Source organism: Bradyrhizobium sp. USDA 241 (assembly GCF_049739505.1).
In the GTDB taxonomy this organism is placed as follows: domain Bacteria; phylum Pseudomonadota; class Alphaproteobacteria; order Rhizobiales; family Xanthobacteraceae; genus Bradyrhizobium; species Bradyrhizobium liaoningense.
The window spans coordinates 262,286-283,449 of the sequence record NZ_JBMGPZ010000005.1 but is presented as its reverse complement, the minus strand read 5'-3'; the positions used below and the strand labels follow the sequence as shown (position 1 = coordinate 283,449).

Here is a 21,164-nt window from a genome sequence, read left to right as displayed (position 1 = left end):
GAAAGTGCCGGAAATTGTGCCGCCGAGCTTAAGTGCCCGAGACGGGCTGTCAAATATGCAAAAACGCATGTGAATCGGCGGTTCTCCGCTTTGACGGCGGCGCCTGCGGGGACTATGAAGCGGGCTCATGACACAACATGACAACGATACCGCTTGGCCGGACCATAAACCGACCGCGCTCCTCGTGCTTGCCGACGGCACGGTGCTCGAGGGCTTCGGTCTCGGCGCCGAAGGCCACGCCGTCGGTGAAGTCTGCTTCAACACCGCGATGACCGGCTATGAAGAGATCCTCACCGATCCTTCCTATGCCGGACAGCTTATCACCTTCACCTTCCCGCATATCGGCAATGTCGGCACCAACGAGGACGACATCGAGACGGTGAACATGGCGGCGACGCCGGGCGCGCGCGGCGTGATCCTGCGCACCGCGATCACCGATCCCTCGAACTATCGCGCCACCAAGCATCTCGACGGCTGGCTGAAGGCGCGCGGCATCATCGGTCTCTCCGGCATCGACACCCGCGCGCTGACCGCGTTGATCCGCTCCAAGGGCATGCCCAACGCCGTGATCGCGCATTCCAGGACCGGCGAGTTCGACCTGCACGGCCTGAAGGAAGAAGCGCGCGAATGGCCGGGCCTCGAGGGCATGGACCTCGTGCCGCTGGTCACCTCCGGCCAGCGCTTCAGCTGGGACGAGACGCCGTGGCTGTGGGACAAAGGCTTCGGCCGGCAGGAGAAGCCGGAATTCAACGTCGTCGCCATCGACTACGGCATCAAGCGCAACATCTTGCGCCTGCTCGCCGGGGTCGGCTGCAAGGTGACGGTGGTGCCGGCGACGACCTCAGCCGAGGACATTCTGGCGATGAAGCCGGACGGCGTGTTCCTGTCCAACGGCCCTGGCGATCCGGCTGCGACCGGCAAATATGCCGTGCCCGTGATCCGGGACGTGATCAAGTCGGGCACGCCGACCTTCGGGATTTGCCTTGGCCACCAGATGCTGGGCCTCGCCGTCGGCGCCAAGACGAAGAAGATGCACCAGGGCCATCACGGCGCCAATCATCCCGTCAAGGACGAGACCACCGGGAAGGTCGAGATCACCTCGATGAACCACGGCTTTGCCGTCGACGAGACGACGCTGCCGAAGGGCGCGACGCAGACCCACATCTCGCTGTTCGACGGCTCCAATTGCGGCATCCAGCTCGACGGCAAGCCGGTGTTCTCGGTGCAGTACCACCCCGAGGCCTCGCCGGGCCCGCGCGACTCGCACTATCTGTTCAAGCGCTTTGCCGACCTGATGCGGCAGAGAAAGAGCGCGTAAGGCAACAAGACCGCCCGGCGGATCAGTCCGCCGAGGCCCGGCTCCGTCACGGACGCATGAACATGAAGTCCGTGTCGGGATCGCAGTTCTCGGCGATGAAGCGCAGTTCCGCCTGGATGTCGGCGACCGACCTCGTCTCCAGATATTTCGAAATCACCAAACCGAGCAACGCCCGGCAGACGGCTTCGTGCCCGAGGCCGGCCGTCTCCGCCTCGTTGACGGCCGCCGAAAAATGACGTTGCGCAACGTCGGATGCGTACATGGCGTTCCCCCTCCTTCGCTTCGATCTGCGTGCCCGCCATTGGCCGCCAGCGCCTTGATCTCGGTCAAGCCGGCGTATGGAGTGTCGTGAGGAACAAGAGGGCCTGCACCCTCTTGATTCCGGTCCGTTGCCAGTGGGAGCCCCCATGTCCGTCGTCCGCGACAATGCCGAGCCGCTCGCCATCGTGTTCGAAGACGATGGCCTCGTGCCGAACAACATCCTTCCGTTCCTGGTCTACCAGGGCGCGGTGAAGCTTGATCCGAAGCATCCGGAAGAGACCATCGAAGACCTGTTCGAGCGCAATGGCTGGGGCGGGACGTGGCGGAACGGCGTCTACGACTATCTGCATTATCACGCGACGGTGCACGAAGTGCTCGGCGTCGCGCGCGGCAGTGCAAGCGTCCGCTTCGGCGGCGATCATGGCAGGAGCTTCAAATCAAGGCCGGCGACGTCGCGATCCTGCCGGCCGGCACCGGGCATCAGTGCATCCAGGCGAGCGATGATTTCTGCGTGATCGGCGCTTACCCGCCGGGATCGAAGATGGAGATCACGCGGGCGACGCCCGAGAACCACGCCAGGGCGCTGAAGACGATTCCAAACGTGGCACTGCCGCCCGCCGATCCCGTGACAGGCAGGGACGGGGCGCTGATACGGCTGTGGCGGTAGCTGCGGGCGCGGTGCCGTAGGAAAGCGTAGTCCACCACTTCCATTCCGCCGAGACAGACGTGGTGGGTTACGCCGTCGGCTAACCCACCCTTGCAGCCTGTGGGAGCTATGGCGGAATCTGGGTGATGACGGTGTGAGGAAGGCGGCGTATCGAAGCGGGTGACGAGCCTGCCAGAACCTCTCGAGGAGAGCGATACGCCATGACCGAGACTACCAATGTTCTTGCTTTCCGTCAGCCGTCCGCGGTTGATGATCCACTGACCGATATCGTTCGTGCCGGCGCGCGGGACCTGCTTGCCAGGGCGATCGAGATCGAGGTTGGCGCGTTTCTGGCCAGCACGGCCAATCTGACGCTGCCCGACGGTCGAGCGCGCCTGGTCCGACATGGGCACGGTCCGGTGCGCGAGATTGCGACCGGCATCGGTCCGGTGGAGGTCGCTCGTCCCAAGGTCCGCGACCGCGGAGCGAGCGGGCCAGGCGACCGCCTCCGCTTCAGTTCGGCAATCCTGCCGCTATGGGCGCGGCGGACGAAGAGCCTGGATGCCTTGATCCCGGTCCTCTATTTGCGCGGCATCTCGACCGGCGACTTCCAGGAGGCGCTCTCGGCGCTGCTCGGCAAGGATGCGCCGAACCTGTCGCCTTCGGTGATCGCCGGCCTGAAGGCCGATTGGCAGGTCGAGTACGAACGCTGGCAGAGACGCGATCTGTCGGCGCGTCGCTATGTCTACATCTGGGCCGATGGCGTGTACCTGCAGGCCCGCATGGAAGATCACAGCGAATGCATGCTGGTGCTGATTGGCACCACGCCGGAAGGCAAGAAGGAGCTGATCGGCTTCCAGGTCGGCGTGCGCGAGAGCGCGCAGAGCTGGCGCGAACTCCTGATCGACCTGCGGCAACGCGGGTTACGGATTGCCCCGCAACTCGCCATCGGCGACGGCGCCCTCGGCTTCTGGAAGGCACTGGACGAGGCCTTTCCCGGCACGCGGCACCAACGATGCTGGTGCCATAAAGTGAGCAACGTACTCGACAAGGTCGCCAAATCCGTGCAGGGCCCCATGAAGAACGACCTGCGGAACATCTATCTGGCCCCACACCGGGCCGAAGCTGAAACCGCGATCGACGTCTTCGTCGAGAAATACCACGTCAAATACGGACGTGCGGTGGAGTGCCTGATCAAGGATCGCCATGCGCTGCTCGCCTTCTTCGACTTCCCTGCTGAGCACTGGATCCACCTACGCAGCTCGAACCCGATCGAGAGCGTCTTCGCCACGGTGCGCCACCGAACGGTGCGGACCAAGGGATCGCTGTCGCAACAAACTGCGAAGCTGATGGTGTTCAAGCTCATCGACGCCGCATCGAAGACCTGGCGGCGATTGAAGAGCACGAACCAGTTGCCGAAAGTCATCGCCGGTGTAAAGTTCATCGACGGAATCGAAGTCATTCCGAACACTGAAAGCCACGCCGCCTGATCAGGCCGCGTCACCCAAAATCAGCCATAGCTCAGCCTGTGGCCTTACGCTTCGTTCGCACCTTCCTGCCGGGTCGCCTCGAACAGGAACCAGGTGCGGCGCTCGGTCTCGTCGATGAAGTTTTCGAGGATGCTGGCGCTGGCGACGTCACCGGCCTCGTCGCAGACCTCGTGCGCCTTGCGCATCGCGGCGGCGACGTGCTTGTTGTCCTGCATCAGCTCGCGGAGCATCTCGCGCGGCGGGACGTAGTCCTCGTTGTTGTCCTTGATGGTCTGGAGCTTTGCGACCTGGCCGATCGACTTCAGCGTGGTACCGCCGATCTTGCGGACGCGTTCGGCGAGTTGGTCGGTGGTGGCGAAGATCTGGTCGGACTGTTCGTCGAGCAGCAGATGGTAGTCGCGGAAATGCCGGCCGCTGATGTGCCAGTGGAAATTCTTGGTTTTGAGGTAAAGCGCGAACGCGTCGGCCAAAAGCACGTTGAGCGCCTCCGAGACCTTCTTGACTCCGTCGGACGACAGATCAGTGGGGGTATCGAGATCGGGCGAGACCTTGCTGGTTTTGCTCACGGGAGACCTTCCTGTTAGGACGCGGACATTGACGGCGCGCCGTCGCACCCCTAACGCAAGGTGGGCAGCGCCGGTTCCTCCATCGGAACCGTTTGGCCGGGACCTTTGAATAGCATGGACGATTGGATCGATTATTACGACTCGACGCATACGATCTATGTCAGCAAGCTGCATCGCGACCTGCACTTCCAGATCATTGCGCGGGACATCATCGGCTACATCCCCTCGCCCGATGCGACGGTGCTGGACTATGCCTGTGGGGAAGCACTGTCGGCGAACGAGGTGGCGGCCGCCTGCGGCAAGCTGATCCTGGCCGAGCCCGCGCCGGGCGTGCGTGGGCGGCTGATCGCGCGGTTTGCCCCGAAAACCAAGATCCGCGTCCGCTCGCTCGACGATATCCGCAAGATGCAGGACCAGTCGATCGACCTCGTCGTGATGAACTCGGTCGCGCAATACATGACGCCGGAGGAGCTCGATGCCGCCCTCCTCAACATCCGCCGTATCCTGAAGCCCTCCGGCAAGCTGGTGCTCGGCGACATTCTCCAGCCCAATGTCGGCATGGGCAGGGACGTGATGGCGCTGCTCGGCTTCGGCCTGCGCCATGGCTTCCTGAAAGACGCGCTGATCGGGCTGATCAGCACCGCGCTGTCGGATTATCGCCAGCTGCGCTCGCGCATCGGGCTCCAGCGCTACAGCGAAGACGAGATCACCGCCAAGCTGAAGGCGGCCGGATTCGCGGTCCAGCGCGCCCACGGCAATATCGGCCACAATCGCTGGCGCATGACCTTCGTCGCGCGGCCGCCTCTGGTCCGTTAAGCATAAAAACCAGCCGTGGTAGCTTGGCGCACGCCGATCGGGAATAATCCGGATGGCCCGGTGGCGGAAGTGTCTACGCGGGGGCGGTGCATCGCTCTTCATCCTGGTTCAAATCCAGGCCGGGTCTCCACGCTTCGCCCTGCGGGGCTACGCGTGGCGCAGCCGCGCAAGACCTGCAGGGGCGAAGCGTGTCCGGCGCAGCTGGAGCGAAGCGGAAGCGTAGACGGACTGTATCCGCAGCTCAATCTTCCTCAATTCCTTCGCTCCCAGACAACAGCTGAAGCCGGTCCGCATCCCTGGCTGCGGAGCTGATCACCGCATCAAGCAGGCCCGGAAACCGCGCGTCCAGATCCTCGCGGCGCAGGCGCATGAACCGGTTGGTTCCGGCCAGGCGCGTCTGCATCAGCCCGCATTCGCGCAGCTTGGCGAAGTGATAGGCGAGGTTGGACTTCCCACCCAGCCCGCTGAAATCGCCGCAACAGAGCTCGTTGCTGACACGTTCTTGCTGGGCGAGCTGGTAGACGATGGCGAGCCGGATCGGATCGCTCAGACAATCCAGTACCATCGGCAGCTCGATCTGCTCGCGGGTCGGGTGAATTGGCGTGCGGCTCATGTTCAGATCATAGCGAAGCGGCCATTATGTTCAATAGTTCTTGAACCAATTGACTCCCGAGCCGGAGCATCGAATAGTTCAATAGACATTGAACAAGGGACTTTTCCGATGAGCGTGTTCTGGCTGGCCGTTGCGGCCTTTGCGATCGGCACTGAAGGCTTTGTCATCGCAGGACTTTTGCCGGCAATCGCCAGCGACCTTTCGATTTCGGTCTCGGCCGCGGGCCAATTGGTCACCGCCTACGCCCTCACCTATGCCGTGGGCTCGCCGATCCTCGCGGTGGCGCTGAACAACATCGACCGCCGCACCGTGTTGGCCCTGGCGCTGGCGACGTTCATCGCCGGCAACCTCGCGGCGATGGTCGCATCCAACTACGTCCTGCTGCTGGCCTCGCGGATGCTGATGGCATTGGGCTCGGGGCTTTGCATGCCGACGGCAATGGCTGTGTCCGTGGCGGTCGCCGCGCCCGAGCGCCGCGGCCGCGCGGTGGCGCTGGTCACCTCGGGGATGACGGTCGCGACCGTGATCGGCGTTCCCCTCGGCAATCTCGTCGGCAGCCTGCTCGGCTGGCGCGCGACCTTTGCCATGGTCGCCCTGATCGGCGCGGTCGCGCTCGCCGGCCTGCTGCTCGGCCTGCCCAAGGGCTTGCCCCGCAATACGGCCTCGCTCAGCGAACGGCTGGCGGTGGCGCGCCACAGCCACGTTCTGGTTGCGCTCCTGATCACCCTGTTGTGGGCGCTGGGTGGCTTCACTGTCTTCACCTATTTCGCGGTCCCGCTGCGCGGGCTCGGCTTCGATGCCTCGCAAGTCAGCCTCGCTCTGCTGGTGTTCGGCAGCGCGGCGGCGATCGGGAACATGCTTGGCGGCGTCCTGGCCGACCGGCTCGGCACGCTCGCCACCGCAGGCCTCGGGCTCGCCGGCATGGCGGGTGCCCTGATCCTGCATTCGCTGATCCTGAAGCTGATGCCGGGACAGGCGCATTACGCGGTGCTGGGCGCGATCTTCCTCTGGGGCCTCTCGGGTTGGGCGTTCTATCCGGCCCAGCTCGCGAGCATCATCCGGATCGAGCCACAGGCTCCGATGATTGCGCTCTCGCTCAACGCCTCGTCGATGTATCTCGGCTTCGCCATCGGCGGAGCGCTGGGCGGCGCGGTGCTGGCGACCCTCGCATCGACCGACCTCGGCTGGATCGGCGGAACGAGCGTTGCGGCCGCGCTCCTGGTGCACCTCGCCCGTGGCTGGCAGGCCCGGCCCAAACCCGTCAAAATTGCCGGTTGATGGGCATTTTTCGGGGTTTCGCCGCCTCTAAAACTGGTCTAAGACCCACCCGCGCGCGAGGGAGACCACCGCGCTCTCGGCCAAAGGGACGCGCAGCAGCGCGCCCTTTTTTTGTGCCAAAATTCCACTTCGGCGAGAGTTGATGCCCAAACGTACAGACATCACCACCATCCTGATCATCGGCGCCGGTCCCATCGTGATCGGCCAGGCCTGCGAGTTCGACTATTCGGGCACCCAGGCGGTGAAGACGCTGAAGGAAGAGGGCTACCGCATCGTCCTCGTCAATTCCAACCCGGCCACCATCATGACCGATCCGGAATTGGCCGATGCGACCTATATCGAGCCGATCACGCCCGAGATCGTCGCCAAGATCATCGAGAAGGAACGTCACGTCATTCCCGGCGGCTTCGCGCTGCTGCCGACCATGGGCGGACAGACCGCCCTGAACTGCGCGCTGTCGCTGCGCCGCCAGGGCACACTGGAGAAGTTCGACGTCGAGATGATCGGCGCCACCGCCGACGCGATCGACAAGGCCGAAGACCGCCAGCTGTTCCGCAATGCCATGGAGAAGATCGGGCTGCAGACGCCGAAGTCGCGGCTCGCCAACGCGTCCGAGCTGAAGAAGTCGTTCCGCGACAAATACCACGCCGAACGCGAGAAGCTGTCGGGCGCGGCGCTCGAAGAGCTCGACCGGCAATGGACTCTCGGCGAAGGCGACCGGCGCAAGCGCTATCAGGAATATGCGCTCGGACAGGCGATGATGGCACTGTCCGAGATCGGCCTGCCCGCGATCATCCGCCCCTCCTTCACCATGGGCGGCACCGGCGGCGGCATCGCCTACAACAAGGAAGAGTTCCTCGACATCATCGAACGCGGCCTCGATGCGTCTCCCACCAACGAAGTGCTGATCGAAGAATCCGTGCTCGGCTGGAAAGAGTACGAGATGGAGGTCGTGCGCGACAAGAACGACAATTGCATCATCGTCTGCTCGATCGAGAACCTCGATCCGATGGGCGTGCACACCGGCGATTCCATCACGGTGGCGCCTGCGCTGACGCTGACCGACAAGGAATACCAGATCATGCGCGACGCCTCGCTGGCGGTGCTGCGCGAGATCGGCGTCGAGACCGGCGGCTCCAACGTGCAGTTCGGCGTCAACCCCGAAGACGGCCGCATGGTCGTCATCGAGATGAATCCGCGCGTGTCGCGCTCCTCCGCGCTGGCCTCGAAGGCCACCGGTTTTCCGATCGCCAAGGTCGCCGCCAAGCTCGCCGTCGGCTACACCCTGGACGAGATCGCCAACGACATCACCGGCGGCGCCACGCCGGCCTCGTTCGAGCCGACCATCGACTACGTCGTCACCAAGGTGCCGCGCTTCGCCTTCGAGAAATTCCCGGGCGCCTCGACCACGCTGACCACGTCGATGAAGTCGGTCGGCGAAGTCATGGCGATCGGGCGCACCTTCCAGGAAAGCCTGCAAAAGGCGCTGCGCGGGCTCGAGACCGGATTGACCGGCCTCGACGAGATCGAGATCGAGGGCCTCGGCCGCGACGACGACAAGAACGCGATCCGCGCCGCGCTCGGCACGCCGACGCCGAACCGGCTGCTCCAGGTCGCCCAGGCCATGCGGCTCGGCTGGTCGAACGAGGACATCTTCAAGTCCTGCAAGATCGATCCGTGGTTCCTCGGCGAGATGCGCGGCATCGTCGACATGGAAGAGAGGGTCCGCAAGAACGGCCTGCCGGGCAACGCCTTCGGCATGCGCACGCTCAAGGCCATGGGCTTCTCCGATGCACGCCTCGCCGTGCTCGCCGAGACGACGGAAGCGGAGGTGACGGCAAAGCGGCACGCACTCGGCGTTCGCCCCGTCTACAAGCGCATCGACACCTGCGCGGCCGAGTTCGCCTCGCCGACCGCCTACATGTATTCGACCTATGAGGCGCCGTTTGCGGGCGCCCCGGCCGACGAGAGCACGCCGTCCGACAAGAAGAAGGTCATCATTCTCGGCGGCGGTCCCAACCGCATCGGCCAGGGCATCGAATTCGACTATTGCTGCTGTCATGCCTGCTTCGCCCTGCACGATGCCGGCTACGAATCCATCATGGTCAACTGCAATCCGGAGACGGTGTCGACCGATTACGACACCGCCGACCGGCTCTATTTCGAGCCGCTCACCGCCGAGGACGTGCTGGAGATCATCGCGAAGGAGCGCAGCAAGGGCACGCTGCACGGCGTGATCGTGCAGTTCGGCGGCCAGACGCCGCTGAAGCTGGCGCGTGCGCTGGAGGCCGCCGAAGTGCCGATCCTCGGCACCTCGCCGGACGCCATCGACCTCGCGGAGGACCGCGACCGCTTCAAGCGCGTGCTCGACAAGCTTCGTCTCAAGCAGCCGAAGAACGGCATCGCCTATTCGGTCGAACAGGCGAGGCTCGTCTCCGCCGACCTCGGCCTGCCGCTGGTGGTCCGCCCGTCCTACGTGCTCGGCGGCCGCGCCATGCAGATCATCCGCGAGGAGAACCAGCTCAACGACTATCTGCTCGGCACGCTGCCGGAGCTGGTGCCGGCCGACGTCAAGGCGCGCTATCCGAACGACAAGACCGGGCAGATCAACACGGTGCTCGGCAAGAACCCGCTGCTGTTCGACCGCTATCTGTCGGACGCGACCGAGATCGACGTCGACTGCCTCTCCGACGGCAAGGACACGTTCATCGTCGGTATCATGGAGCACATCGAGGAAGCCGGCATCCATTCCGGCGACAGCGCCTGCTCGCTGCCGCCGCACTCGCTCGAGCCTGAGATGATCGAGGAGCTGGAGCGCCAGACCCGCGAGCTCGCGCTCGGCCTCGACGTCATCGGCCTGATGAACGTGCAATATGCCATCAAGGACGGCGAGATCTACGTGCTCGAGGTCAATCCGCGCGCTTCACGCACGGTGCCGTTCGTCGCCAAGGTGGTCGGCACGCCGGTCGCCAAGATCGCCGCGCGCATCATGGCGGGCGAGAAGCTCGCCGATTTCAAGCTGAAGAAGGCCAGGCTCAAGCACGTCGGCGTCAAGGAATCGGTCTTCCCGTTCGCGCGCTTCCCCGGCGTCGACACCGTCCTCGGTCCCGAGATGCGCTCGACCGGCGAGGTCATGGGCATCGACCGTTCGTTTGCAGTGGCCTTCGCCAAGAGCCAGCTCGGCGGCGGCACGCGGGTGCCGCGCAAGGGCACGGTGTTCGTGTCGGTGCGCGAAAGCGACAAGACGCGCATCGCCGAGGCCGTTCGCGAATTGCACTCGCTCGGCTTCAAGGTGCTGGCGACCTCGGGCACCCAGCGCTTCCTGACCGACCAGGGCATCCCGACCGAAAAGGTGAACAAGGTGCTGGAGGGGCGGCCGCACATCGTCGACGCCATCACCAACGGGGACGTCCAGCTCGTCTTCAACACCACCGAAGGCCCGCAGGCCCTGGCCGACAGCCGTTCGCTGCGGCGCGCGGCCCTCTTGCATAAAGTGCCGTATTACACCACTCTTTCCGGGGCCGTGGCGGCCGCGCAGGGCATCCGCGCCTATTTGGGCGGGGACCTTGAGGTTCGTACCCTGCAGAGCTACTTTTCGGAAACCTGATCGCTAGCTCCGGCGAAGCCGCTGCTAAGTGATTGGCGATGAAGCCACAATGGCCGGAGGAACTGTCCGGCCAGGTGGTGGTCCGGCCAGGTGGTGGTTCTGTTCCGGCGCTAAAAGCCCATATCTGTCAACGTCCGGCAGTCCCTGCGTTGGGCTCCGGAAACACTGACGAATCAAGGTTGCGGCGCCCATCCGCGTTTGGGGCGCACGATCGAAGGACGAGAGAGACGATGGAAAAGGTTCCGATGACCCAGGCCGGCTTTGTCGCGCTCGGGGAAGAATTGAAGCAGCGCCAGTCCGTGGATCGTCCGCGGATCATCGAGCATATCGCGGAGGCGCGCTCGCACGGAGACCTGTCGGAAAACGCGGAATATCATGCCGCGAAGGAAGAGCAGTCCCACAATGAAGGCCGCATCGCCGAGCTCGAGGACAAGCTCGCGCGCGCCGACATCATCGACATTTCCAAGCTCTCCGGCGACACCATCAAGTTCGGCGCCACCGTGACGCTGGTCGACGAGGACACCGAGAAGAAGACGGTGTGGCAGATCGTCGGCGAGGTCGAGGCCGACGCCAAGAAGGGCCGCATCTCCATCACCTCGCCGCTCGCGCGCGCGTTGATCGGCAAGAAGAAGGGCGCCTCGGTCGAGGTCAACACGCCCGGCGGCGCCAAGGCCTATGAGATCACCAAGGTGGAGTGGCGGTAAGGATTTGCCGCCTGCGTGCGACGATGTCTTCAAAAGGCCGCGCGACGCGCGGCCTTTTTCGCGTCTGCGTGTCGCTCCCTATGACGGAGCGTGGAGCAGCAGCATCTCTCGTGTCCCGAAGCGCTGCGTCCGGGGCACGAGAACGGAATAACTACCTTCTTCCCTTCACATCCAGCGGCACGGCCGCCTCGTACTTCGAATTGTGCAGCACCAGCGAGGTCCGCACGTTGCGGACATGTGGCGCGGCAGTCAGGTGCGTGACGAAATCCTGGAAAGTCGCCATGTCGGGCGCGACGCATTTGAGGATGAAATCGACCTCGCCCGACAGCATCCAGCATTCCCGCACCAGGGGCTCGGCGCGGACGAAATCCTCGAAAGCGCGCAAATCCGCCTCGGCCTGGCTGGACAGGTGTACGGCCGCGAACACGGTGACGTCGAAGCCGAGTTTGCGGGCGTCGAGCAGGCCCCGATAGCCGTGGATGTAGCCCTCTTCCTCCAGCGCCCGGACACGGCGCAGGCAGGGGGGCGGCGAGATGCCGACGCGCTTGGCCAGCTCGACATTCGTGATTCGACCGTCGGCCTGAATCTCGGTGAGAATCTTCAGGTCGATCTCGTCTAGGTTCCGCGACACGTGATTGGAACTCCTGCCCTTTGCAGCGGTATTGGATGGTTTGTCGAAATCCTCATAGCCCAGCGGCACGAGCAGCGCAATTTTATTGCGCGTGCGACGCAATCGACTTTTGTTCCCTGTTGGAAAAATCCGCCGAGAGGGAATGCAATTCTTGCATAGCTCACCAGAAGGCTTAGATTAGCTCTGATATTTCAGCGCCTCCGCGAGGCCTCCCGGCACCTTCCGCGCCCGCGCTGCAAATCCCCCGTGAAAGGCGTCCATCGAAATGTCCGCTCCTGTTCATGCAAAGGTCGTCATTATCGGCTCCGGCCCTGCTGGCTACACGGCGGCGATCTATGCCGCGCGGGCGATGCTCGAGCCGATCCTGATCCAGGGCATCCAGCCCGGCGGGCAGCTCACCATCACCACCGACGTCGAGAATTATCCGGGCTTCGCCGACGTGATCCAGGGCCCCTGGCTGATGGAGCAGATGGAGAAGCAGGCGGTCCATGTCGGCACCAGGATCGTCACCGACCTGGTCACCAAGCTGGAGACGGCGCAGCGGCCGTTCCGCCTCATCTGCGACAGCGGCGACGTCTATCTCGCCGACACCGTGATCCTCGCCACAGGCGCGCAAGCGCGCTGGCTCGGGCTGCCGTCCGAAGCCAAGTTCCAGGGCGGCGGCGTATCGGCCTGCGCCACCTGCGACGGCTTCTTCTACCGGGGCAAGGACGTGATCGTGGTCGGCGGCGGCAACACCGCGGTCGAGGAAGCCCTGTACCTCACCAACCACGCCTCGCAGGTCACCATCGTGCATCGTCGCGATCACTTCCGCGCCGAGCGCATCCTGCAGGAACGCCTGTTCAACCACCCGAAGATCAAAGTGATCTGGGACTCGGCCGTGGACGAGATCTGCGGCACAGAGAACCCGAACAAGGTCACCCATGTCCGGCTCAAGAACGTCAAGACCGGCGCGCTCACGGACGTGAAGGCGGACGGCGTCTTCATCGCCATCGGCCACGCGCCGGCGACGGAGCTCGTCAAGGATCAGGTCAAGCTGAAACCGTCGGGCTATGTCGAGGTCGCCCCGAACTCGACCGCCACCTCGGTGCCCGGCCTGTTCGCCGCCGGCGACGTCGCCGACGAGACCTATCGCCAGGCCGTGACGGCCGCAGGCCTCGGCTGCATGGCCGCACTCGAAGCCGAACGTTTCTTGGCCCTTCGCGCCAGCGAGCGCGCGGCAGCGGAATAACATCATGCCTCGAACACGCGACGGATTTACGGATATGGATTGGGACAAGCTGAAGGTGTTTCACGCGGCGGCGGAAGCGGGCAGCTTCACGCATGCGGGCGAGCAGCTCGGCCTGTCGCAATCGGCGGTCTCGCGCCAGGTCTCGGCGCTGGAGCAGGAGCTCTCGGTCTCGCTGTTCCACCGCCACGCCCGCGGCCTGATCCTCACCGAGCAGGGCGACCTGCTCTTCCGCACCGCGCATGACGTGTTCATGCAGCTGCAGGCGGCGCGCGCCAAGCTGACCGACAGCCGCGAGCGGCCGAGCGGCGACCTCAAGATCACCACCACGCCCGGCGTCGGCATCAACTGGCTGATCCCGCGGCTCGGCGAGTTCACCGCGCTCTATCCGGAGATCCGCATCTCGCTGATCGTCACCGACGAGGAGCTCGATCTGTCGATGCGCGAGGCCGACGTCGCGATCCGCACCCGCAAGCCGACGCAGCCCGACCTGATCCAGCGCAAGCTGTTCGCGATGGGCTTCCACGCCTATTGCTCGCCGGAATACATCAAGCGCTTCGGCACGCCGCGCACGCTGGAGGAGCTCGACTCCCACCGCATCATCACGCTCAGCGATGGCAGCTTCGCGCCGCATCTTCAGAATCGCAATTGGCTGATCGAAGCCGGGCGCAACGGCTCCGGCCCGCGCGAAGCCTATTTCAAGGTCAACAACATCCTCGGTCTCGTGCGCGCCTGTCAGCAGGGCCTCGGCATCGCCGCGCTGCCGGACTATCTCGTCGAGGAACAGAACAAACTCGTGCAGCTGTTCGGCGAGTCGGATTCGATCCAGCTCGACACTTACTTCGTCTATCCCGAGGAGTTGAAGACGGTCGCGCGCGTGCAGGTGTTCCGCGACTTCGTGGTGAGCAAGGCGCAGCGCTGGCCGTCCTGATTTCCGCATGACTGACATGCGGCCTCGGCTGTTGCTGCATGACACTGGGCGAGCCCATAATGTTTGCACGCTGAGCCTTCGCGTTGCGCATTTGTCCCCCTCCTCCAGTGGCGCGGGAGTTCAGTAATCCCTCTTGGAAGGTGATTGTGTCGGCCTCACGTGGCCAATACCTAAGCCGGGCCTTCGGGTCCGGCTTTTTTTCGTCTGCATGAGCTTTCGCCCTCCGCGTGTATTGACAGTTCCAGGCACACCCCGCATCATTTGCAAATGATCACGAAGTCGTGCGCAGCCAATTCGAAAAAAGGCCCCCATTCGGGGACCTCGGATTTTTGCGCGCACTAGCTGACTTCGTCATCGCTGCAAATCCCGAAAACCCCGCCGCCTGGACGGGGTTTTTTCATGTGCCCTCCGTCTCAGGCTTTTCCCTGGAAGGAGATGGAACATGACCGGACTTGAAGATCACTTGCGCGGGCTGTGGCTGCCGCTGGTGACGCCGTTTCACGGCGGCGCGCTCGACGAGAGATCGCTGCGGCGGCTGACGCGGCACTACGGCGCGGGAGCCGTCGATGGCTTCATCCTGGGGGCGACCTCCGGTGAAGGCATGACGCTGCGCGAGGCCGAGCTCGAACGTCTCGTCGCCGTGGCGCGCGACGAGATGGCAGCCAGTGGCCACACCATGCCGATCTGCCTCGGGCTCTCGGGTGCCGACACCGCGCGGCTGAAGGAGCGCCTCGACGAAACCGCGGACTGGCCGATCGACGGTTACCTGATCGCGAGTCCCTATTACGTGCGGCCGTCGCAGCGCGGCTTGCTGGCGCATTTCGAAGCGCTCGCCGATCACGCGGCATGGCCGATTGTGCTCTACAACATCCCCTATCGCACCGCCGCGAACATCACCAACCAGACGCTGCTGCGGCTCGCCGAGCACAGGAACATCGTCGGGTTGAAGGATTGCGGCGCGAGCCGCGAGCAGTCGATCGCGCTGCTGCGCGACCGTCCGAAGGCATTCCGCGTGCTCACCGGCGAGGATGCCAATTATTTCGAGGCGCTCAGCGACGGCGCCGACGGCGGCATCGTGCTGTCGGCCCATGTCGAGACCGCGACGTTCGCGGCCGTCCATGCCGAGCTGAAGCGCGGCAATCATGATGCTGCGCTGGCGCGCTGGAACGAAGTCGCCGAGCTGACGCGGCTATCGTTCGCCGAGCCGAGCCCCGCGCCGGCGAAGTACTGGCTGTGGCGCAGCGGCCTGATCGACAGCCCCGAAGTGCGCCTGCCGATGGTTGAAGTGAGCAGCGAGCTCGCAGCGGCGATCGATCGCGAGATCGAGCGACGGACGAAGGTCGCGGCGTAGCGGCTTCGCTTACCCTCCCCCTCCAGGGGAGGGTAAGAGCACCGCCCCGTGGTTAACCGCTCCTCAATCGCCTTCGCTGCTGCCGCATGGCGCATCCACGGCTCGTTTACGCAATCGCGCCTATCCTCCGGGACCTACAGAGGGGGAATGACCATGGGACATCGCATCCGGCCGACGGCCGCGCGGCAATTCGCGCCCGCCGATCTCCTGCAGGGAATTCTGGTGGTGTCGTCGTTCGGGTTCTGGGCGGTGATGCTCGGCCTGATGCCGGTGCTGCTGTTTCGCCTCTGGCTGGTCGGCTGACGGACGCGCGGGATGGTTAACCCGCGGTAGCACCTGTGTTCAAAATGCCGGGGCAGCTGCGATCCGGATCTTAAAACATCCCCGCTAACACTGACGCCCATAAGCGAAGAAATCGCGGAGGCGTTTGTGAATAGTCAGAATGAAATGGCGTCGCATTACGACGCCGGACAGCAGGGCTTTACCACCGAGGACATTCTCTGGGCCGCAGGCATCTGGTCGGTGATCCTGACCCTGTCGCCGGTCATCGTGTTCTACATGCTGATGGTGGCGTAACTCGTCTTCACCGGTGCAGAAACGCAAAACGCGCGGCTTGTCCGCGCGTTTGTCGTCCGGGGAATGAACAATGAAAATTAAGCCGCCTGCTTGTGCATTGCGCCGGAAGCCGACGCCGTGCCGCGAATAGCCTTGACCGAACGCTCGATCGCCGCCCACAGCCTTGCAATCTCCTGGGCCGCACGGCTCTCGGCCTGATACTCGCGCGCACCTTCGCCGTGGCTCAGCGCCATCAGCAGGTCCGAACGATTGGTGATCTGGCCGCCCCACACCGGAGCACGGAATTTGGCCAGCGCTTCGCGGGCGATGGTGACGATCGGGCTCTCGGCATCGTCGCGGCGCGCCGGCGCACCGTTGAGCACGACCGCGTAGGGCTTGCGCGCGGCGCGGCACATCTGGATGGTCTCCTGCACTGCGTTGACGTCGAACACGCCGGGACGCGCCGGAATGATCACCATCGTCGCGTTGCGGATCGCGTCGTCGACGACGGCCGACAGGTTCGGCGGCGTGTCGATCAACACCCATTCATAGCCGTCGCGCTTGGCAGCGGAGACGATGCCGCTGACGGAGTTCACGGCAGACTTGATCGGCGGCTCGTTGGTGCCACGCAGCTTGTGCCACAGCGTGAGCGAGCCCTGCGGATCCGCATCCACGAGCATGACCTGCTTGCTCGCCTTGATCTGCGCGGCGAGATGTGCAGCCAGGGTACTCTTGCCCGAGCCGCCCTTACGCGATGCAAAAACAATAACGTTCATACCTTCGGCCTCCAGATTGACAGAGCTGGCCCCGCAAATTCGGACAGTAGCTTGAGTGGATTTTCTGCCTGACAGCGGCGAGGATTCTTGCTGCGAATCAGGAGCGAAGATGACGAAGAAGAGCCGCCGGACGCATTCTCCGGCATTCAAGGCGAAGGTTGCTTTGGCTGCGGTCAAAGGCGACAAGACACTGGCGGAGCTGGCGCAACTGTTTGATGTTCATCCGAACCAGATCACGATCTGGAAAAACCAGCTCCTGGAAGGCGCCGCCGGCGTGTTTGGGCATGACAAGACATCGGCCGAGACGCCGGTCGATTTGAAGGCGTTACATGCCAAGATCGGCGAGCTGGCGTTGGAAAACGATTTTTTGTCCGGCGCGCTCACCAAGGCGGGCCTGCTGAGCGCAAAGCGATGATCGACCGCGATCATGATCTTTCTATCGTGCGCCAGGCGAAGGTCCTGAAGCTGGCTCGCAGCACGGTCTACTATGAACCTCGGCCAGTTTCGGCCGAGGACCTTGCCTTGATGCGTCGGCTCGATGAGCTGCATCTCGATTATCCCTTCGCGGGAGCGCGTATGCTGCGATCGTTGCTGCGGCGGGAGGGCGTATACGCCGGTCGCCGCCACATCGCGACGCTGATGAAGCGCATGGGGATCGAGGCGGTCTATCGTCGCCCGAACACGAGCAAGCCGGCTCCGGGTCACAAGATCTACCCGTACCTGTTGCGCGGATTGAAGATCGAGCGGCCCGACCATGCGTGGGCAATGGACATCACCTACATTCCGATGCGGCGTGGCTTCGTCTATCTCGCGGCGGTCGTCGATGTGTTCAGCCGACGGGTCCTGGCCCATCGCGTCTCGATCACAATGGAGGCGGCCTTCTGCGTCGAAGCGGTCCAGGAGGCGTTGGCGAAGCACGGCAGGCCCGAGATTTTCAACACGGATCAGGGCAGCCAGTTCACCAGCCTCGAGTTCACCGATGTGCTGCTGGACGCGAAGATCGCCATCAGCATGGACGGCAAGGGCGCCTGGCGCGACAACGTGTTTGTCGAGCGGCTCTGGCGCACGGTCAAATACGAAGAAGTATATCTCCGCGCCTACGACAGCGTGTCCGAGGCGCGAGCGTCAATTGCCAAGTATCTGGCCTTCTACAATCAGGGACGCCCTCACTCGAGCCTTGACGGGCGCACGCCCGACGAGGCTTACTTCGGCACGCAAGCTATGGTGATGGCCGCATGACCGTCGCCGACGGTTTTGTCGTCGCTCTGGTCGGGCTACGCCCTCCCGACGCAACGACAAAACCGTAAAGCCCCGCGTTCAGCATAACCCGGCAGGAATCCACTTAAATCCAGCGGGGCGCTGTCCAAACAACCGGGGCCAGCTCTTTTATTGCTTCATTTGGCGCGGCCTCAATTACAATTTCCTGGTCTTCAGGAGGCGGCTTATCGAAATCCAGATCGAGCGTAATCATGCTCAGCAGGCTGTCCGTCCTATGCACCTCTTGGCTTAATTCTCTGTGGCTGGAAGGCGGACAATCATCGACGACAAGGACTACGCGGCGCCGGTTCTGAATGAAATCCCGAACCTGATGAATTAAGCTCGGTGAATACTTTCGCGCATAAGCCACGATGGGCGTTAGGCTACAATCGGTATCACCCGACCGAAGGGCCTCGAATGCAAGCCTCGACTTCCCAAGTCCAGCATGGCCGAGGAGGCGAACAACTTCGCGAGGTTTGAGCAAGGACTGCTGTATCGCATCCAATTGTCCAGTGAACGAAGGCCATGACACGAGTGAGTTCGAAAGGTCGCGGTAGTTCGACCAGTCGTCCATAGTTTGGAACGCGAAGTCGGCTGAGGCGAGACCGAGCAACTGCTTCATCCAGACAGCGACCATAGGATGCGTATTCACCCAACCGGCTATTTTGACGGGGCCGTAAACGTCGAGGTGAGCGTGGTCCACCCGCTCGTCGATTTTTCTGATGGCCGTGCGCAGCAAGTGCCGCACTTGCGTTAAGCGCGAGACCTTTGAACCTGGCTTGGGCGTCGTGAGATTGGTCTTGGAGGTTACGATGATGTACACGCCCTTTCGAGCCAAGACTTCGGCGACGGCAGGCTTCAATCGCTTCCCACTGGCTTCGACCGGCTCGCTGCGCAGTTTGGCGTCGCTGAGCTTTTCGGCCTTCATCTGGAAGACTGTGAAGTAATGGTGGGTGATGCGAGCTATGGCGGAATCTGGGTGATGACGGTGTGAGGAAGGCGGCGTATCAAGGCGGGTGACGAGCCTGCCAGAACCTCTCGAGGAGAGCGATACGCCATGACCGAGACTACCAATGTTCTTGCTTTCCGTCAGCCGTCCGCGGTTGATGATCCACTGACCGATATCGTTCGAGCCGGCGCGCGGGACCTGCTTGCCAGGGCGATCGAGATCGAGGTTGGCGCGTTTCTGGCCAGCACGGCCAATCTGACGCTGCCCGACGGTCGAGCGCGCCTGGTCCGACATGGGCACGGTCCGGTGCGCGAGATTGCGACCGGCATCGGTCCGGTGGAGGTCGCTCGTCCCAAGGTCCGCGACCGCGGAGCGAGCGGGCCAGGCGACCGCCTCCGCTTCAGTTCGGCAATCCTGCCGCTATGGGCGCGGCGGACGAAGAGCCTGGATGCCTTGATCCCGGTCCTCTATTTGCGCGGCATCTCGACCGGCGACTTCCAGGAGGCGCTCTCGGCGCTGCTCGGCAAGGATGCGCCGAACCTGTCGCCTTCGGTGATCGCCGGCCTGAAGGCCGATTGGCAGGTCGAGTACGAACGCTGGCAGAGACGCGATCTGTCGGCGCGTCGCTATGTCTACATCTGGGCCGATGGCGTGTACCTGCAGGCCCGCATGGAAGATCACAGCGAATGCATGCTGGTGCTGATTGGCACCACGCCGGAAGGCAAGAAGGAGCTGATCGGCTTCCAGGTCGGCGTGCGCGAGAGCGCGCAGAGCTGGCGCGAACTCCTGATCGACCTGCGGCAACGCGGGTTACGGATTGCCCCGCAACTCGCCATCGGCGACGGCGCCCTCGGCTTCTGGAAGGCACTGGACGAGGCCTTTCCCGGCACGCGGCACCAACGATGCTGGTGCCATAAAGTGAGCAACGTACTCGACAAGGTCGCCAAATCCGTGCAGGGCCCCATGAAGAACGACCTGCGGAACATCTATCTGGCCCCACACCGGGCCGAAGCTGAAACCGCGATCGACGTCTTCGTCGAGAAATACCACGTCAAATACGGACGTGCGGTGGAGTGCCTGATCAAGGATCGCCATGCGCTGCTCGCCTTCTTCGACTTCCCTGCTGAGCACTGGATCCACCTACGCAGCTCGAACCCGATCGAGAGCGTCTTCGCCACGGTGCGCCACCGAACGGTGCGGACCAAGGGATCGCTGTCGCAACAAACTGCGAAGCTGATGGTGTTCAAGCTCATCGACGCCGCATCGAAGACCTGGCGGCGATTGAAGAGCACGAACCAGTTGCCGAAAGTCATCGCCGGTGTAAAGTTCATCGACGGAATCGAAGTCATTCCGAACACTGAAAGCCACGCCGCCTGAGCAGGCCGCGTCACCCAAAATCAGCCATAGCTCCTGTCAGGCAGAAAATCCACTCAAGCTACTGTCCGAATTTGCGGGGCCAGCTCTCTTCCTCGAGACCTTCTCCCTTATCCTGCAGGATGAACTGGACCGTCGTCAGTCCCGTCTTATCGAGCGGCGATACCAGCAATCCGGGCTCGACGAAAAGCTGACGCTCGCCGAGTTCGACTGGTCCTTCAATCCCAAACTGCCACGTCAGACCTGCTTCCAGCTCCACACCCTGGCGTTCATTGCCGCTGGCGAGAACGCTCTGCTTGTTGGCAAACCTGGCACCGGGAAGTCGCACATCGCCAAGGCGATTGCCTATCAGGCGATCCTGCAAAGCCACAAGGTCCAGTATCTTGAGACCGACGACTTCTTCCACCGCTACGCCCTGAACTCTCCGGCACAACGCGAGGTCCGGCTGCGAACCATCATCGACTGCGATCTCCTCGTGCTGGACGATCTATTCCTCGCACGCGCCATCCCCGACGACGCCGGCACTTTGCTGCAGACCCTGATCCATCAGCGTTACAAACTGCGCCGCAGCGTCATCGTCACCTCCAATCGCGTCGTGCAGGATTGGGGGGCATACCTTGGGGACAACACTATGAGCACGACGATCCTCGATCGCCTTATGCATCATTGCCATCTGCTTGAGTTCGACGGACGCAGCTATCGGCTCAAAGAAGCCGCTGAAGCTCTTGCCCGGGAAACAAACTCAAACTAACAGTCCCTTGTCCTGCCTCGCGGGTGGAGGAATTTGACTGACCACACCCGGAGGAATTTGAA

At 63.4% G+C, this 21,164-nt stretch carries 19 protein-coding genes and 2 pseudogenes; 15 read left to right on the top strand and 6 right to left on the bottom strand.

Annotation, left to right across the window (positions count from 1 at the left end; genetic code table 11):
• Positions 1-127: 127 nt before the first annotated feature.
• Positions 128-1,318 carry a glutamine-hydrolyzing carbamoyl-phosphate synthase small subunit gene (gene carA, locus ABIF91_RS23055; protein WP_028178733.1) on the top strand — a complete coding sequence of 397 codons (1,191 nt, stop codon included), beginning with the start codon at positions 128-130 and terminating at the stop codon, positions 1,316-1,318.
• Between the two features lie 46 nt (positions 1,319-1,364).
• Here carA and ABIF91_RS23050 read toward each other — a convergent pair whose 3' ends face one another.
• On the bottom strand, positions 1,365-1,580 hold the full coding sequence (locus ABIF91_RS23050) for a hypothetical protein (RefSeq protein WP_028178734.1): 216 nt from the start codon (positions 1,578-1,580) through the stop codon (positions 1,365-1,367).
• A gap of 145 nt (positions 1,581-1,725) precedes the next feature.
• Between ABIF91_RS23050 and ABIF91_RS23045 the strand changes: the two are divergent.
• Both ABIF91_RS23045 and ABIF91_RS23040 read left to right on the top strand, forming a co-directional pair.
• Positions 1,726-2,246 (top strand): annotated as a pseudogene (locus ABIF91_RS23045) (hypothetical protein).
• A gap of 200 nt (positions 2,247-2,446) precedes the next feature.
• The gene (locus ABIF91_RS23040) at positions 2,447-3,715 is read left to right on the top strand and encodes an IS256 family transposase (protein ID WP_038952271.1); all 1,269 of its coding nucleotides are present in this window, start codon (positions 2,447-2,449) and stop codon (positions 3,713-3,715) included.
• Between the two features lie 44 nt (positions 3,716-3,759).
• Here ABIF91_RS23040 and ABIF91_RS23035 read toward each other — a convergent pair whose 3' ends face one another.
• Entirely contained in the window at positions 3,760-4,281 is a 522-nt protein-coding gene (locus tag ABIF91_RS23035) for a Dps family protein (protein WP_028178735.1), read from the bottom strand.
• 114 nt (positions 4,282-4,395) lie between these two features.
• Between ABIF91_RS23035 and ABIF91_RS23030 the strand changes: the two genes are divergently transcribed.
• The gene (locus ABIF91_RS23030; protein ID WP_028178736.1) at positions 4,396-5,097 is read left to right on the top strand and encodes a class I SAM-dependent methyltransferase; all 702 of its coding nucleotides are present in this window, start codon (positions 4,396-4,398) and stop codon (positions 5,095-5,097) included.
• 241 nt (positions 5,098-5,338) lie between these two features.
• Here the strand turns inward: ABIF91_RS23030 and ABIF91_RS23025 are convergent, their stop codons facing one another.
• Positions 5,339-5,710 (bottom strand): ArsR/SmtB family transcription factor, encoded by a 372-nt coding sequence (locus ABIF91_RS23025; RefSeq protein ID WP_028178737.1) that lies wholly within the window; start codon positions 5,708-5,710, stop codon positions 5,339-5,341.
• Positions 5,711-5,818: 108 nt separating this feature from the next.
• On the opposite strand from ABIF91_RS23025, the gene ABIF91_RS23020 reads away from it, so the two are divergent.
• From ABIF91_RS23020 to greA, 3 genes are all read left to right on the top strand, one after another.
• Entirely contained in the window at positions 5,819-6,988 is a 1,170-nt protein-coding gene (locus ABIF91_RS23020; RefSeq protein ID WP_028178738.1) for an MFS transporter, read from the top strand.
• 142 nt (positions 6,989-7,130) lie between these two features.
• Positions 7,131-10,595 carry a carbamoyl-phosphate synthase large subunit gene (gene carB / locus ABIF91_RS23015; RefSeq protein WP_284281678.1) on the top strand — a complete coding sequence of 1,155 codons (3,465 nt, stop codon included), beginning with the start codon at positions 7,131-7,133 and terminating at the stop codon, positions 10,593-10,595.
• A 230-nt stretch (positions 10,596-10,825) separates the two neighbouring features.
• A complete protein-coding gene (gene greA / locus ABIF91_RS23010; protein WP_027563740.1) occupies positions 10,826-11,299 on the top strand; it encodes a transcription elongation factor GreA in 474 nt (157 codons plus the stop codon).
• A 151-nt stretch (positions 11,300-11,450) separates the two neighbouring features.
• Here greA and ABIF91_RS23005 read toward each other — a convergent pair whose 3' ends face one another.
• Positions 11,451-11,930, bottom strand: coding sequence for an Lrp/AsnC family transcriptional regulator (locus ABIF91_RS23005; RefSeq protein ID WP_028178740.1), 480 nt, complete (start codon positions 11,928-11,930; stop codon positions 11,451-11,453).
• Between the two features lie 265 nt (positions 11,931-12,195).
• Between ABIF91_RS23005 and trxB the strand changes: the two genes are divergently transcribed.
• From trxB to ABIF91_RS22980, 5 genes are all read left to right on the top strand, one after another.
• Complete coding sequence (trxB, locus tag ABIF91_RS23000) at positions 12,196-13,161, top strand: thioredoxin-disulfide reductase (protein WP_028178741.1); 966 nt, start codon at positions 12,196-12,198, stop codon at positions 13,159-13,161.
• 4 nt (positions 13,162-13,165) lie between these two features.
• Positions 13,166-14,089, top strand: a complete 924-nt coding sequence (locus ABIF91_RS22995) for a LysR family transcriptional regulator (protein ID WP_028178742.1) — start codon at positions 13,166-13,168, stop codon at positions 14,087-14,089.
• A 442-nt stretch (positions 14,090-14,531) separates the two neighbouring features.
• Positions 14,532-15,440 (top strand): 4-hydroxy-tetrahydrodipicolinate synthase family protein, encoded by a 909-nt coding sequence (locus ABIF91_RS22990; RefSeq protein WP_028178743.1) that lies wholly within the window; start codon positions 14,532-14,534, stop codon positions 15,438-15,440.
• Positions 15,441-15,593: 153 nt separating this feature from the next.
• Positions 15,594-15,743: a hypothetical protein gene (locus ABIF91_RS22985; protein ID WP_165935876.1), complete on the top strand. Its 150-nt coding sequence runs from the start codon at positions 15,594-15,596 to the stop codon at positions 15,741-15,743.
• A 126-nt stretch (positions 15,744-15,869) separates the two neighbouring features.
• Positions 15,870-16,016 carry a hypothetical protein gene (locus ABIF91_RS22980; protein WP_162131096.1) on the top strand — a complete coding sequence of 49 codons (147 nt, stop codon included), beginning with the start codon at positions 15,870-15,872 and terminating at the stop codon, positions 16,014-16,016.
• A gap of 77 nt (positions 16,017-16,093) precedes the next feature.
• Here ABIF91_RS22980 and ABIF91_RS22975 read toward each other — a convergent pair whose 3' ends face one another.
• Positions 16,094-16,771, bottom strand: a complete 678-nt coding sequence (locus ABIF91_RS22975) for a ParA family protein (RefSeq protein WP_035681190.1) — start codon at positions 16,769-16,771, stop codon at positions 16,094-16,096.
• Between the two features lie 109 nt (positions 16,772-16,880).
• Here ABIF91_RS22975 and ABIF91_RS22970 point away from each other — a divergent pair.
• Positions 16,881-18,010, top strand: a protein-coding gene (locus ABIF91_RS22970; RefSeq protein ID WP_129557670.1) for an IS3-like element ISRj2 family transposase whose coding sequence is annotated in 2 segments (ribosomal slippage) — positions 16,881-17,133 and positions 17,133-18,010 — 1,131 coding nt in all. Because the reading frame shifts where the segments join, the coding sequence is not laid out codon by codon here.
• A gap of 103 nt (positions 18,011-18,113) precedes the next feature.
• Here the strand turns inward: ABIF91_RS22970 and ABIF91_RS22965 are convergent.
• The gene (locus ABIF91_RS22965) at positions 18,114-18,956 is read right to left on the bottom strand and encodes a hypothetical protein (protein WP_424579413.1); all 843 of its coding nucleotides are present in this window, start codon (positions 18,954-18,956) and stop codon (positions 18,114-18,116) included.
• 129 nt (positions 18,957-19,085) lie between these two features.
• Here ABIF91_RS22965 and ABIF91_RS22960 point away from each other — a divergent pair, with 129 nt between their 5' ends.
• Positions 19,086-20,354 carry an IS256 family transposase gene (locus tag ABIF91_RS22960; RefSeq protein WP_038952271.1) on the top strand — a complete coding sequence of 423 codons (1,269 nt, stop codon included), beginning with the start codon at positions 19,086-19,088 and terminating at the stop codon, positions 20,352-20,354.
• Positions 20,355-20,445: 91 nt separating this feature from the next.
• A pseudogene (gene istB / locus ABIF91_RS22955) lies at positions 20,446-21,102 on the top strand (IS21-like element IS1631 family helper ATPase IstB); the annotation flags it as partial.
• Between the last annotated feature and the right edge of the window lie 62 nt (positions 21,103-21,164).